This is a genomic window from Metabacillus litoralis (assembly GCF_007994985.1).
GTDB lineage: Bacteria > Bacillota > Bacilli > Bacillales > Bacillaceae > Metabacillus > Metabacillus litoralis.
This window is the reverse complement of record NZ_VOQF01000009.1, coordinates 15940-29339: the sequence shown is the minus strand read 5'-3', so window position 1 is coordinate 29339 and position 13400 is coordinate 15940. Positions and strand designations below refer to the sequence as shown.

General features: G+C 35.0%; 15 protein-coding genes. 12 read left to right on the top strand and 3 right to left on the bottom strand.

Annotation, left to right across the window (positions count from 1 at the left end):
• Positions 1-81 precede the first annotated feature (81 nt).
• From FS935_RS16390 to galT, 3 genes are all read left to right on the top strand, one after another.
• Positions 82-1248, top strand: coding sequence for a galactokinase (locus FS935_RS16390; protein WP_146949721.1), 1167 nt, complete (start codon positions 82-84; stop codon positions 1246-1248).
• 40 nt (positions 1249-1288) lie between these two features.
• Positions 1289-2278, top strand: coding sequence for a UDP-glucose 4-epimerase GalE (galE, locus tag FS935_RS16385; protein WP_146949720.1), 990 nt, complete (start codon positions 1289-1291; stop codon positions 2276-2278).
• Positions 2279-2349: 71 nt separating this feature from the next.
• On the top strand, positions 2350-3876 hold the full coding sequence (gene galT, locus FS935_RS16380) for a UDP-glucose--hexose-1-phosphate uridylyltransferase (RefSeq protein ID WP_240050940.1): 1527 nt from the start codon (positions 2350-2352) through the stop codon (positions 3874-3876).
• Between the two features lie 120 nt (positions 3877-3996).
• Here galT and FS935_RS16375 read toward each other — a convergent pair whose 3' ends face one another.
• On the bottom strand, positions 3997-4311 hold the full coding sequence (locus FS935_RS16375) for a YflT domain-containing protein (RefSeq protein ID WP_146949718.1): 315 nt from the start codon (positions 4309-4311) through the stop codon (positions 3997-3999).
• A 275-nt stretch (positions 4312-4586) separates the two neighbouring features.
• Here FS935_RS16375 and FS935_RS16370 point away from each other — a divergent pair, with 275 nt between their 5' ends.
• From FS935_RS16370 to FS935_RS16345, 6 genes are all read left to right on the top strand, one after another.
• The gene (locus FS935_RS16370; RefSeq protein WP_146949717.1) at positions 4587-5420 is read left to right on the top strand and encodes a glycosyltransferase family 2 protein; all 834 of its coding nucleotides are present in this window, start codon (positions 4587-4589) and stop codon (positions 5418-5420) included.
• The gene (locus FS935_RS16365) at positions 5401-6090 is read left to right on the top strand and encodes a uracil-DNA glycosylase (RefSeq protein WP_146949716.1); all 690 of its coding nucleotides are present in this window, start codon (positions 5401-5403) and stop codon (positions 6088-6090) included. Before FS935_RS16370 ends, FS935_RS16365 begins: the two co-directional genes overlap by 20 nt.
• Before the next feature lie 29 nt (positions 6091-6119).
• Positions 6120-6293: a uracil-DNA glycosylase gene (locus FS935_RS16360; RefSeq protein WP_193559374.1), complete on the top strand. Its 174-nt coding sequence runs from the start codon at positions 6120-6122 to the stop codon at positions 6291-6293.
• A 23-nt stretch (positions 6294-6316) separates the two neighbouring features.
• On the top strand, positions 6317-6631 hold the full coding sequence (locus tag FS935_RS16355; protein ID WP_146949715.1) for a YwdI family protein: 315 nt from the start codon (positions 6317-6319) through the stop codon (positions 6629-6631).
• Positions 6632-6778: 147 nt separating this feature from the next.
• Complete coding sequence (locus FS935_RS16350) at positions 6779-7078, top strand: hypothetical protein (protein WP_146949714.1); 300 nt, start codon at positions 6779-6781, stop codon at positions 7076-7078.
• A 965-nt stretch (positions 7079-8043) separates the two neighbouring features.
• Positions 8044-8415, top strand: a complete 372-nt coding sequence (locus FS935_RS16345) for a DUF423 domain-containing protein (RefSeq protein WP_146949863.1) — start codon at positions 8044-8046, stop codon at positions 8413-8415.
• Positions 8416-8469: 54 nt separating this feature from the next.
• On the opposite strand, the gene gerQ is transcribed toward FS935_RS16345, so the two are convergent.
• The gene (gerQ, locus tag FS935_RS16340; protein WP_146949713.1) at positions 8470-8952 is read right to left on the bottom strand and encodes a spore coat protein GerQ; all 483 of its coding nucleotides are present in this window, start codon (positions 8950-8952) and stop codon (positions 8470-8472) included.
• A 270-nt stretch (positions 8953-9222) separates the two neighbouring features.
• Between gerQ and FS935_RS16335 the strand changes: the two genes are divergently transcribed.
• The gene (locus FS935_RS16335) at positions 9223-9693 is read left to right on the top strand and encodes a GNAT family N-acetyltransferase (protein WP_146949712.1); all 471 of its coding nucleotides are present in this window, start codon (positions 9223-9225) and stop codon (positions 9691-9693) included.
• 134 nt (positions 9694-9827) lie between these two features.
• Here FS935_RS16335 and hemQ read toward each other — a convergent pair whose 3' ends face one another.
• A complete protein-coding gene (hemQ, locus tag FS935_RS16330; protein ID WP_146949711.1) occupies positions 9828-10577 on the bottom strand; it encodes a hydrogen peroxide-dependent heme synthase in 750 nt (249 codons plus the stop codon).
• A 756-nt stretch (positions 10578-11333) separates the two neighbouring features.
• On the opposite strand from hemQ, the gene pta reads away from it, so the two are divergent.
• Together pta and lipL are read left to right on the top strand one after the other, a co-directional pair.
• Positions 11334-12302 (top strand): phosphate acetyltransferase, encoded by a 969-nt coding sequence (gene pta, locus FS935_RS16325; RefSeq protein ID WP_146949710.1) that lies wholly within the window; start codon positions 11334-11336, stop codon positions 12300-12302.
• A gap of 223 nt (positions 12303-12525) precedes the next feature.
• Positions 12526-13371, top strand: coding sequence for an octanoyl-[GcvH]:protein N-octanoyltransferase (gene lipL / locus FS935_RS16320; protein WP_146949862.1), 846 nt, complete (start codon positions 12526-12528; stop codon positions 13369-13371).
• Positions 13372-13400 lie beyond the last annotated feature (29 nt).

The following is a 13400-nucleotide window of genomic DNA, read 5'->3' as shown; positions in this document are numbered from 1 at the left end:
AGCTTACATACAAATAGAATATTTAACTCAAGAAAAAAGGAAAGTTATTACCAAATTACGATATAATGGAAGGTGATTTTCATGAAGAAGCAACTATTGGAAGAATTTACAAATATATTCAAGAAAGCTGAAGGAGTAAGAGCCTTTTTTGCACCAGGAAGAGTTAATCTAATTGGTGAGCATACAGACTATAACGGAGGACATGTTTTTCCATGCGCATTAACGTTTGGCACATATGCATTAATTTCAAAGCGTAATGATCGGAAGGTTCAATTCTATTCAACAAATTTCCCTGATATTGGGGTCATTTCTCTGTCACTAGATGATACTTTAACATTGAATAAAGAACACGACTGGGCTAATTATCCAAAAGGTGTTATAAATGAATTCTTTAAAAAAGGAATTAAATTAGAGCAAGGCTTTGATATGCTTTTTTACGGAAACATTCCTAATGGTGCTGGCTTATCATCATCAGCTTCTGTTGAATTGGCTACAGCTGTTGCCCTGCAGGCTATTTATGAAACAGATTTTTCACGTGTTGAGCTTGTGAAAATGAGTCAGCGAGCAGAAAATGAATTTGTTGGAGTTAGCTGTGGAATTATGGATCAATTTGCAATAGGAATGGGCCAAGAAAATCAAGCTATTTTACTTAATTGTCAAACACTTGACTATCAATATAGCCCAGTTGTTTTACAAGACGCATCTTTAGTTATTGCAAATACAAACAAACGTAGAGCTTTAGCAGATTCTAAATATAATGAACGTAGATCTGAATGTGAACGTGCGTTAAAAGAATTGCAAACAGAGGTTTCGATTGAATCTTTAGGAGATCTTACACCAGAGCAGTTTGAAGGTTATCGTCATTTAATTCCAAATGAAACAGATCAAAAACGTGCTAAGCATGCTGTATATGAAAATGCCCGAACAATTTTAGCTGTAGAAAAATTAAATAACGGTGATATTGCAGGCTTTGGACAATTAATGTGTGATTCACATGCATCATTAAGAGACGACTATGAAGTGACTGGTTTTGAATTAGATACACTTGTTGAAGAAGCAGTAAACCAAGAAGGTGTGATTGGATCACGAATGACAGGTGCAGGTTTTGGTGGATGTACAGTTTCCATCGTGAAAAATGAGCACATTGAGAAATTCATTGAAGACGTTGGCAAAAATTATCGTGATAAAACAGGCTTAACAGCTGAATTTTATGTAGCAAATGTTGGAGATGGAGCGAAGGAAATTTAAGATTTTCTTATTAAAATAAAGATTAGTGGAGGGAAAAACAATGGCTGTATTAGTATGTGGTGGAGCAGGATATATTGGAAGTCACGCTGTTTCTGAGCTATTAGATCGTAATGAGGAAGTTGTTGTTGTAGATAATCTGCAAAAAGGACATCTACCAGCGGTTTTAGAAGGAGCAAAGCTTTACACAGGTGATTTACGTGATGAAAACTTCTTAAAAACAGTTTTTCAAGAAAATGATATTGAAGCAGTTATTCACTTTGCAGCTGATTCGCTTGTAGGTGAAAGTGTTGAGCAGCCTCTTCAATATTATGAAAATAACGTATATGGAACAATGTGTCTTTTAAAGGTTATGACAGAGTTTGATGTAAAGAAAATTGTGTTCTCATCAACTGCAGCAACTTATGGTGAAGTGGAAAACACACCAATCGTTGAAACAGATCCAACTGTCCCAACAAATCCATATGGTGAAACAAAGCTTGCTGTGGAGAAAATGCTGAAATGGAGCGAGCAGGCTTATGGCCTAAAGTATGTTGTATTACGTTACTTTAATGTTGCTGGTGCACATATGGAAGGAAAGCTTGGTGAAGATCATCAACCTGAAACACATCTTATTCCAATTATTTTACAAGTAGCATTAGGTGATAGAGAGAAAATTATGATCTTTGGTGATGATTATAAAACAGAGGATGGCACATGTATTCGTGATTATATTCATGTGACAGATTTAGCTGATGCTCATATTTTGGCAATTGAGAAGCTTAGAAAAGAAAATACAAGTGCAACGTATAATCTAGGTAACGGTAACGGATTTTCAGTGAAAGAAGTAATCGAAACAGCAAGAAAAGTAACAGGTCACCCTATTCCTGCAGAAGTAGCACCACGTCGTGCAGGAGATCCTGCAATATTGATTGCTTCATCAGAAAAAGCAGTAAAAGAATTAGGTTGGAAGCCAAAATATGCAGATCTTCACACAATGATTGAAAGTGCTTGGAATTGGTTTCAAAAAAACCCAACAGGCTATAAGAAATAATTCTTAATTGATCGGAGCAGGCATCATAGTCTGCTCCACTATCAAAATACGAGGAGATGATATTATTGTCTATTAATATAGAGCATGAGATTGAGAGGCTGCTGCAATTTGGGAAAAAAAAGCAGCTTATTTCTGAATGGGACGTTGATCTTACTCGTAATAAAATACTTGAAGTTCTACAACTGAATGACGTGAAGCCTGTGATATTACAGGATGAATTTCTAGATTCTCCAGTAACGATTTTGGAAAATATCCTGAATTGGGCTGCTGAAAACAACATCTTAAAGGAAAATACGGTCACCTACCGAGATCTTCTTGATACAAAGATCATGGGCTGTTTAGTCGGCACACAAGGTGAAATTATTCGCCAATTTAATGAAGTGTTTCATTCAGAATCTCCTCAAAAGGCAACAGAAGCCTTTTATCAATTTTCGAAGAATGTTCATTACATTCGAACAGATCGGATTGCGAAAAATGAAGAATGGCTTGTAAGTACTGATTATGGCGATTTACAAATGACGATTAATTTATCAAAGCCTGAAAAAGATCCTGTAGCTATTGCTGCTGCACGTGAGCTACAAAAAAGTGAGTATCCATCTTGTTTATTATGTAAGGAAAATGTCGGATATGCAGGTCGTTTAGATCACCCTGCTAGACAAAATCATCGAATAATTCCTGTTACATTACAGGATGAGCAATGGTTTTTACAATTTTCTCCTTATGTATACTATAATGAGCATGCTATTGTTTTTGCGGGTCAACATAAACCAATGAAAATTTCGAAAAATACTTTCCATAAGCTTCTTGATTTTGTTGAACAGTATCCTCATTATTTTCTTGGATCGAATGCCGATTTACCAATAGTAGGTGGATCCATTTTAAGTCATGACCATTTCCAAGGTGGACATCATACATTTCCAATGGAAGTTGCTAAAGCAGAATACAAATTTAAATTGAGTAAATATCCATCAATTGACTTAGGTATTGTTAAATGGCCAATGTCAGTTCTTAGGCTTTCGGGTGAAAATAAAGAAGACCTTATCCAAGCTGCTGAAGATATATTAAATGAATGGAAAAAATACAGCGATCCATCAGTTGAGATTGAAGCGTTTACAGGAGAAACTCCTCATAACACGATTACACCAATCTCAAGAAGAAGAGGCGAGCTTTACGAGCTTGATCTTGTTTTACGTAATAATCGTACTAATGATGTTCATCCATTAGGGGTTTTCCACCCGCATCAAGAAGTACATCATATCAAAAAAGAAAACATCGGGTTAATTGAGGTTATGGGTTTAGCTGTATTACCGGGAAGACTGCTTGATGAGCTTAAGCAGTTAGCTAATGAACTACCAAAAGAAAATGGTCCTGCGGTTATCTTAGAAGATGATGAATTAAAGAAGCACTATGATTGGGCTAAGAGTATAAAAGAAAAGCACCCAGAGCTTAGTCAGGAAGATAGCTATAACATACTACTCGAAGAAGTCGGAAAAGTGTTTGCTACTATTTTAGAGCATGCAGGCGTATTTAAGCGTGACGAAGAAGGTCAGCAAGCATTTCAACGATTTACAGAGACGTTACAAAAGAATGTAAAATAAATTAAAAATACTAGTATAAGATAATCCTATGCTGGCGATAATGCTAGTAATCCCCCCCTAATCTTTATATATGTATGTTCCTCCTTACGTTAGTAAGGAGGTTTTTTTTTAGCATTTAAATTACTGGGCCACAATTACAACTTTGCCTTCATCTAATTCTTTTTCAAGTCTGACTGCTTCACTTAGTGATACGCCAATAGATGCCATTCTAATTTGAAGATCTTCTCCTCTTGAACGGAAAACCCTTGCGATTTTATCAAACATTCCTTCCTCTGTTAGGCCGATATCATTTGTATCTGTATGTTCTGTTAAATGCTTTGAACGAGTAAGATCGTGTGCGAATAAATAAATTTCATCTTTTGAATATCCTTCAGCTTTTAACACAGATATCATTTCATTAGCTTGTACACCATTTTCAACTACATATGTTTTCATTCTTATCCTCTCCTTTTTATATATTGTTATATTTCCCCTGCATTGTGTGATGAAACATTATTCAATAGATAAATGTGCTTATAGGTAGTTGTTTTGGAAATTCTTGTTGATATGAAAGCTGAGAAAAATAGATTTCCTCTAGTCGCACTGAATAAAAATTTAGAATCTGTTTACTTAATTTACAGGGCTTTCGGTGCTGCAGAAGATTTTTCCTATTAAAGATTCTGCTACCTTTGTTAAAATAGAGAATAGAATGTTGAAAAGGTGATGACATTATGAAAATATCAATTGTGATTGCAACATATAATAGACTTTTAGAGTTAGGCGAGCTTTTAGAATCGATATCAAAGCAAACCGTATTACCACATGAAGTGATCATTGTGAATGATGGTGGAGAAAGTGTTGCTGTTTTAGTTGATTTATATAAAGAACTACCGATAAAAGCGATTGAACTAACTGAAAATGTTAAGCATGTTAAAGCAAGAAACATTGGTGTTCAACAAGCTACTGGTGATGCTATTATGCTTTGTGATGATGATGATATGATAGTAGCCAATCACATTGAGCAAGCACAATTGTATTTACGCGAAGCTGACTTTATTTATTTTGATGCTGAAATTGTAGCTTTTGAGATACAAGACCAAACTCGTTATCCTTTGTCTAGAAGAACCTTTGCTTATCAATATGATATAGAAGAAATGAGGAAGTTTTCCACCTATATACCATCAGGTAGTGTGTATAAAAGAAACGTACACGAGAAAATTGGTTTGTTTGATTCTGAAGTTCATAATTATTGGGATTGGGATTTTATTCTTCGGGCAGCTAAAGTATGTAACATACAGCGTGTCCCAACCGCTAGCGTTATTTATGCCTTTTCTGAAAATGGAAATAACCAATCAGCAGAATTGAATGAAAGACGAAAGCTGTATTTAGATAAATTATGTGAAAAGCATGATCTGGGTGACTTGCCTACCAAAAACTTCTTTGTTCTATTAGAAGAGCCTTATATGAAGCAAAGAGAAGCACAAACAAACATTGTTTGGGACGGTAAGCCCTTTGTTTCTCGTTTAGCTAATTTGGAGGTTAATGATGTTACACCATCACATTGAAGAAAATTGGCGGAAGCTACTTAAAGATACATTCAATGAAGAATATTTTGAAGAGCTAATGAGTTTTTTAGAAAAAGAGTATGATGAGCATACAATATTTCCTAAAAAGGAGGATGTTTTTACCTCCTTAAATATAACAAGCTACAATGCTGTAAAAGCCGTCATCTTAGGTCAAGATCCCTATCATGGAGAAGGACAAGCACAGGGGCTAAGTTTTTCTGTTTCTCCTGGGGTCAAATTACCTCCTTCATTACGAAATATTTTTATCGAATTAAAGGATGATCTTGGGTTTCCTACACCTCAAAATGGATCACTGAAAAAATGGTCAACAGAAGGTGTTTTACTGTTAAATACTGTTTTGACTGTTAGAAAAGCTGAACCTAATTCACATAAAAATCAAGGGTGGGAGAAATTTACAGATGAAGTGATTTCTTTACTAAATAACCGAGAGCAACCAATCGTTTTTATTTTATGGGGAAAACATGCTCAAAAGAAGAAACACTTAATTTCTTCACCACAGCACTTCATTATTGAATCAGCACATCCTAGTCCGTTTGCAGCAAGAAAAGGCTTTTTTGGAAGTAAGCCTTTTTCAAAAACTAATGATTTTTTGAAGAAAAAAGACCTTGGTGAAATTGATTGGTGTTTAACGGATGTTCATACAAAGTAAAGGAAATGATGGTAAAGGAGTTATCATACATGAATGAGGCACCAATAAATTGCATAAAGTGTAAGCACTTCTATGTAACATGGGATTCTAGATTTCCTAATGGCTGTCGTGCATATGGCTTCAAATCTGCAAATAGGCCAGCCATTACGGTAAAACAATCATCTGGAATGTCATGCTTAAAATATGAGATGAAAAGAAAATAGCTCTACTATTTGGAGGAAATTAAGTGAATATACATGTATCAAAAATAATAGCAAAAATGCAGGACGAAATAGAAAAAGCGAAAACAAGTACCTCAGAGCATCATATAAAAGAACATATTCTTATCATTCAGTCACTTTGTGATTTGATTGTTGAAAATAAAACACAAGCTCAATCAGTTATATCTTCATCAAAAATAGTTTCACCTAATTCTAGTCAAATCAATCCCACAGAGCTTCAAAAAATGATGGGAAATATTCCAACTGTCACTAAGCAAAAATCCGAGTCTTCTTCTTATAAAGAAGAAGGGGCAAATGGTGATTCACTATTTGATTTTTAACAAATGTTTTAACAATTCGACAGTGACTAATTGAATTTTAAAGAAAATTAACTATTTCCATAACAAAGTAAACCAGCCAGAGAAATCCATCATAATATAACCTAATCAGGACACAATGATAGTAAATATTGTGAGGAGGTTAGGAAAATGGCATATGATGATTTATTTGATGTAGGCGGGGGAAGAGCTTTTATGGGACTATTCGATGATCCATTAGGAACAAAGATATCCCAAGATCGTTATGATGTTTATGTAAATGAAGATTATATAGGTCAAAAATTTCTGTTAACAGCACAAGAATCTGTTCAAGATATAGATGATTTCTTGAAAAATGAAGGTATCAACCACTTCGATTCATTTGTTGATGGAGATCATTATTATATAAAAGCTGGAGAAGACAAACAAAGAGTAGAAGATGTTCTAAAAGTGTATCTTCAAAACCGTTAAACAATCATTTATGATCAATTAATATATGGCTCTTAGACTGTAGACAATTCCAAGTTTGTCTACAGTCTTTTTATTAATCGATCTTTTCTCGATGGAAACTCCATTCTGTAACAAGACCGTTCCTTTTCGCTGCGGTCACAAGATTCCTCCCCGATGAAGGACATTGAGCGGGGGAAAGCCCGAGAAAAAGGTCGTCATAGAGCGGATGAAGAACATGAGTACCTATATTATTAAATGTTAATGAACTTATCTTGAAATTAAAAAAGGCAAAGCTAGAAAACCAGTTAGAATCTGGATAAAGGTACTAAATATTATTAATTATTGAGGAAAATGATTACCTTCCAATTGGCAAAGAAGATGCAATCTACTTCTTTAGCTAAATGATTTAAGATATAAAAAGAAAAGTACTATTTTAACTACAAAATATTAGCTTTAAAGAATGAGATGCAGTGTTCAGGATAGTAGATTTCTACACACGAAATAGTCTTAAATATTATTGTAGGCAGGTTTTCCAAGCTTATTCCTTAATAATCCACCTTAGTGTAATGGAGCGGAAGAAACTTGACTCCTGCGGGCGCAGAGGAAAGGTCGAGATCCCGCAGGCAAAGCCGAGGAAGCTCGACTTCCTCCCCGCGGAAAGCAAGTTTCTGGAGCGAAATGAAACGATTTTAGTACGATCTAAAAACTAACTTATTATTTCTTGAACAATTTTATACTTTTAATCAAAAACTAGCTCAGTTCAAAGCTCTTAGAGGCAGGTTTTCCCAAGCTTATGCCTTAATAATTCACCATAGTGGAATGGAGTAGAATAAACTTTGACTCCTGATGGCAGAGGAAATGTACTCAGATTTTTAATACCTTCAACTGCAACTAATTCATAAAACCATCAAAATTAATAAGTTGAAAAACATTTCATGTAAGGTAAGATGAAAGAGGAAGATACAAGGAAGGAGTGTATAAACACAATGAAGCTTTTTCTTATTTTAGGTGCTATTAACGCTTTCTTAGCAGTAGCTTTAGGAGCCTTTGGTGCACATGGGCTAGAAGGAAAAATCCCCGAGAAATACATAAAAATATGGCAAACTGGTGTTACCTATCAAATGTTCCACGCTGGAGGTTTATTTGTTATTGCTTTTCTAATAGATAAACTTACTAATGTAGGCTTATTAACAACCGCTGGATGGTTATTTCTAATCGGAATCATTTTATTCTCAGGAAGCTTATATGTGTTAAGTATCACACAAATAAGTGTTTTAGGAGCTATCACACCATTAGGCGGACTATCATTTCTAGCTGGATGGATATTGCTGGGATATGTAGCTGTACGATACTTATAATACTTTTTAAAGGCTGACATGATTTGTCAGCCTTTGTTTTTATTACCCTTCACCTTATCTTGGTTGATATGATGCTAGTGAATATTGTGGCTCGTATTGTAGCTCTTCGTCAAATGTTACATAATCTAAGTAAACCATTAACAATAAATAACGCATTCCTGTTTGTGGATCACTTAGGATAAGATGATCTCGACCAGCTGCTTCGATTACACCTTTGAAAATTTTAGCATTCCACTCACGATTGTTTTCAAAAGTCATATAAACTGTTGCAATCTTACCACGATTTAAACGTAAAATATTCTCAATATATGACTCCTCAAGAGGAAGCATACCTGGGATGTTTTGAGCAATCCCTTGTTGTTGTGGAAATTGTGGTACTTGAAAACCTGGTTGAGCAGTGTATTGACCTGGATACCCGTATGTAGCATAAGGATTGTAACCTACTCCCTGCTGCTGCATCGGTTGCTGTGGTGTAGCTTGGGTACCTTGCACACCAGTCATATCATAAGGTTGAGCTTGAAATCTTTTGTTAGTCATTATAAAAACCCTCCCTGAAAATTTAATGTACACCAGGACAATTTGATTGTTCTGGAGAGTAAAAACAATGTGATTTGTAGCAGCCAGAATTCTATGAATTGTAACGTTGAGCGGATAGAAGGAATAACCCCATTTTCTAAAACGACCCTTTTTGCTAAGGTCATCGATCGTCGCAAAAGGGCTCTTTTTTCAATCTTTGCTCATTCATAGGTATGTATAGGAAAAACAACTTATGCCATTTAAAGTAAAATTTATAAGGTGGGATTTGAGATGATTTCTGTTGTATTTGAGAAAGTGTCAGAAGAAAAATTACATATTGTACACGAAATTGTTTCTTCAAATAAAAAATATAACGTGTTAGAAAACGGTAACGAGCTACGATCAAATGAAGAATTAAAAGAAGAATTTCTAAATTCACATTCTCATAGCTTTTTTATTAAAAATGAAGATAGATATGTAGGAATAGTGGATTATATAGATGAAAATCCAAAGGACAAATATCCCTGGCTTGGATTATTGATGATAAGGGGAGACGAGCATGGAAAAGGCTATGGAAAAAGTGCTTATCAATTATATGAAAATCATCTAAAGGAAACGGGGAGAACTGCTATTCGTATAGGGATTTTGAGAGGAAATAAACAGGCAAAGTCATTTTGGGAGTCAAGAGGATTTCATTATGTTGAAACGAAGCCGTTTAAAAATGGCAAACAAGTTGACTGCTATCAAAAAGATATCGGTTAAGAAGTAACATAAAAAAGGATGGCTCAAAGGTTAGGATTATTGAAAATCCTTCTGAGTCATCCTTTTACATCTCATAATTTAGCAAAAGCGAAATATTTTTCAAAAGTGAACACCTCGAAAAATATTAAAGCCTATTAAACATGAAAGAATGAATCTAATTTTGTTGGACTTAATAGATTTCCAACAAAGAAAGAACCAAACTCTCCGTAACGTGCACTTACTTCATCAAAACGCATTTCATATACAAGCTTTTTGAATTGTAGTACATCATCAGCAAAAAGTGTTACACCCCACTCGTAGTCATCAAAGCCTACAGAGCCGGTTATGATTTGTTTTACTTTCCCTGCATACGAACGTCCAATTAAACCATGACTTCTCATCATTTCTTTACGCTCATCCATTGCAAGCATATACCAGTTATCATCACCTTGGCGACGCTTATCCATTGGATAAAAGCATGAGTATTTAGCTTGTGGAAGCTTAGGATATAGCCTTGAGCGAATGTGTGGATTTTGATATGGATCTTCGTTGCTTTCTCCGGCTAAATAGTTACTTAGCTCTACAACAGATACATATGAGTATGTAGGAATGGTAAATTCAGCAAGCTTTGTTTTGTTAAATTCAAGCTCAATGTCGTTAAGCTCTTCCATTGTTGGACGTAGAATCATCATCATAAAATCTGCTTTTTGACCAACAATTGAATAAAGAGCGTGTGTGCCTTGCTCATCATTTTCTGTTACATTCCATTTTTCAAGTAAACCTAGAAATTCATTGGTTACTTCTTGTCGTTCTTCATTAGTTAAAAGCTTCCATGAAGACCAATCTATTGAACGAAAATCATGTAAACAATACCAACCATCAAGTGTTTGTGCTGCTTCACTCATTTATATTCACTCCTAATAAAAAATCATTATAGATACACTTTTACTATATCATAGTTTGTCCATACATCTCTGTGAATAAAACTTGAAAGTTAATAGGGATATAGTTAAGTCAAAAGACAGTTATTATGGATGGGGTTTTCTGAAAGGAGGTTTTAATATCGTAGCAAATCCGTTCCATTTCGCTTCAGACACTTGCTTTCCGCGGGGAGGAAGCTGTGCCTCCTCGGCTACGCCTGCGGGGTCTCAGCCTTTCCTCTGCACCCGCAGGAGTCAAGTGTCTTCCGCTCCATTTCACTATAGCAACCAACTTTGAGAAAGGCTCTTTTCTGAAAGATTGTTGCTTATTGACTTAATAATCTGCTAGAAACAGTAAATTTATCTCATGAAGATATTATTATAAAAAATGCAACATGACTTTATAAAGTGCTAATCTGTACGAAGATAAAAAACAAAGTATAAGAAATCACCATTTCCAAAAGAACAATGTACTTTGATCTGCTTAGTAATCAGCTTTTATGATTGATTAAAACAAAATAACCACCAATAAGAGTAACTTTACATTTTTTGGTGAATTATAAAAGTGGAAATGGATTACATACCCACATTTTATAGTGGTAAGTACTTTTCAGTTTATTTTGAAATTTAAGACTTTTGTATGTAAGCGTTATTAGCTGTTTGTATTGTTTGAAATTACGAATAAGTGGAGTATTCTAGTGGAAGAAGGGTATTCACATACCAAATAAAGGAGGTTTTTTTGTGTCAGATTTATTTGCGACATTAAAAGAAAAAGTGAGCGGACAACAAGTTAAAATTGTTTTTCCAGAAGGATTAGATGAAAGAATTTTAACAGCTGTTAATCGTTTGGCTGGAGAAGGTATTTTACATCCGATTGTTATTGGTAATCAACAAGAGGTAACAAACAAAGCGAATGAATTTAATTTAACATTAGATGGTGTAGAAGTATTAGATCCTCATACATATCCAGAAATGGACCAGCTTGTAGCAGCATTTGTTGAAAGACGTAAAGGAAAAGCAACGGAAGAAGATGCACGTAAAATTCTTTTAGATGAAAACTACTTTGGAACAATGCTTGTTCATCTAGGTAAAGCACATGGTCTTGTAAGTGGTGCTGTGCATTCTACTGCAGACACAGTACGCCCGGCTTTACAAATTATTAAAACAAAAGAAGGAATTAAAAAGACTTCTGGTGTATTTATCATGGTTCGTGGTGATGAAAAATATGTTTTTGCTGATTGTGCAATTAATATTTCACCAGATAGCCAAGATCTGGCGGAAATTGCCATTGCTAGTGCGGAAACAGCAAAAATGTTTAATATTGAACCACGTGTTGCGATGTTAAGCTTCTCAACAAAAGGATCGGCAAAATCACCAGAGACAGAAAGAGTTTCAAATGCAGTTGAAATCGCAAAACAACTGAATCCATCCATTGTTCTTGATGGTGAATTCCAATTCGATGCTGCATTTGTTCCATCTGTAGCACAAAAGAAAGCTCCTGATTCTGTTATTAAAGGAGATGCGAATATATTCGTATTCCCAAGCCTTGAAGCAGGTAACATCGGCTACAAAATTGCTCAACGCTTAGGTAATTTTGAAGCAGTTGGCCCTATCCTACAAGGATTAAACAAGCCAGTAAATGACTTATCACGTGGCTGTAATGCAGAAGATGTATATAAATTGGCATTAATCACTGCAGCTCAAGCTTAAAAAGTAGCAGGGGGGTCAGACCCCAATAAGGATCTGGCCCTCAAAATTTTTGTGCAAGTAAACTATACAGTTCACAAAGGTTAGAAAAGCAATGTGTTTATTCCAAACCAAAAAAGCTTGCAAAAATCCCCTTTAAACATTCCTTTTATAATGACGTCTACCATAAACCTTCGTAAATGATATAATGAGATAATTATTTTGTTAATGGGAGTAAAATATGAATATGTTAATCTCTTCAGCTTCATTAATTCATCAGCCACAATGGCGTTATATTGATCATTCAAGCCTAGGACCACAATTCGATGCCCAGCATTCATTTGCGATTGATGATACATTATGTGCAAGTGTAGGGAAAGCTGTATCTCCTGCAGTTGCAAGGACCTGGATTCATCACGATACGATTGTTCTAGGTATTCAAGATACAAAGCTTCCATTTTTGAAGGATGGAGTAGAATTTCTGAATCAAAGTGGCTACAAGGTGATTGTCCGGAATTCTGGTGGACTAGCTGTTGTTTTAGATCGTAATGTGTTGAATATATCACTGATTTTTCCTGATAGTGAGAAGGGTATAGACATTAATCGAGGGTATGATGCTATGCTCGAATTAATTAAATATATGTTCAAAAAGCATGGAGCAAAGATAGAGGCTCGTGAAATTGTTGGATCTTATTGCCCTGGGAGCTATGATTTAAGTATAGATGGCAAAAAGTTTGCTGGTATTTCTCAAAGAAGACTTAGAGGTGGAATAGCGGTCCAAATATATCTGTGTGTATCTGAAAGCGGAGAAGATCGGGCAGATTTAATAAGACAATTTTACGAACTTTCCTTAAAAGATGCTTCAACAAAGTTTACTTTTCCTTTAATAAAGCCTAGTACAATGTCATCACTTGCGGATCTGCTTCAAATAGATTTAACGGTTGAAAAACTGTTGTTAGAGCTTTTACTAACATTGAAAAATCACAGTGAGCAAATAATTTCGTCTTCATTAACACCTGATGAACAGCTGCTTTTTCAACAAAATTTACTCAGAATGAATGATCGAAATGAGAAGGTTTTTTCGAAAATATAAAATAGAAAGTCAGCTATCAATTTAAGGTA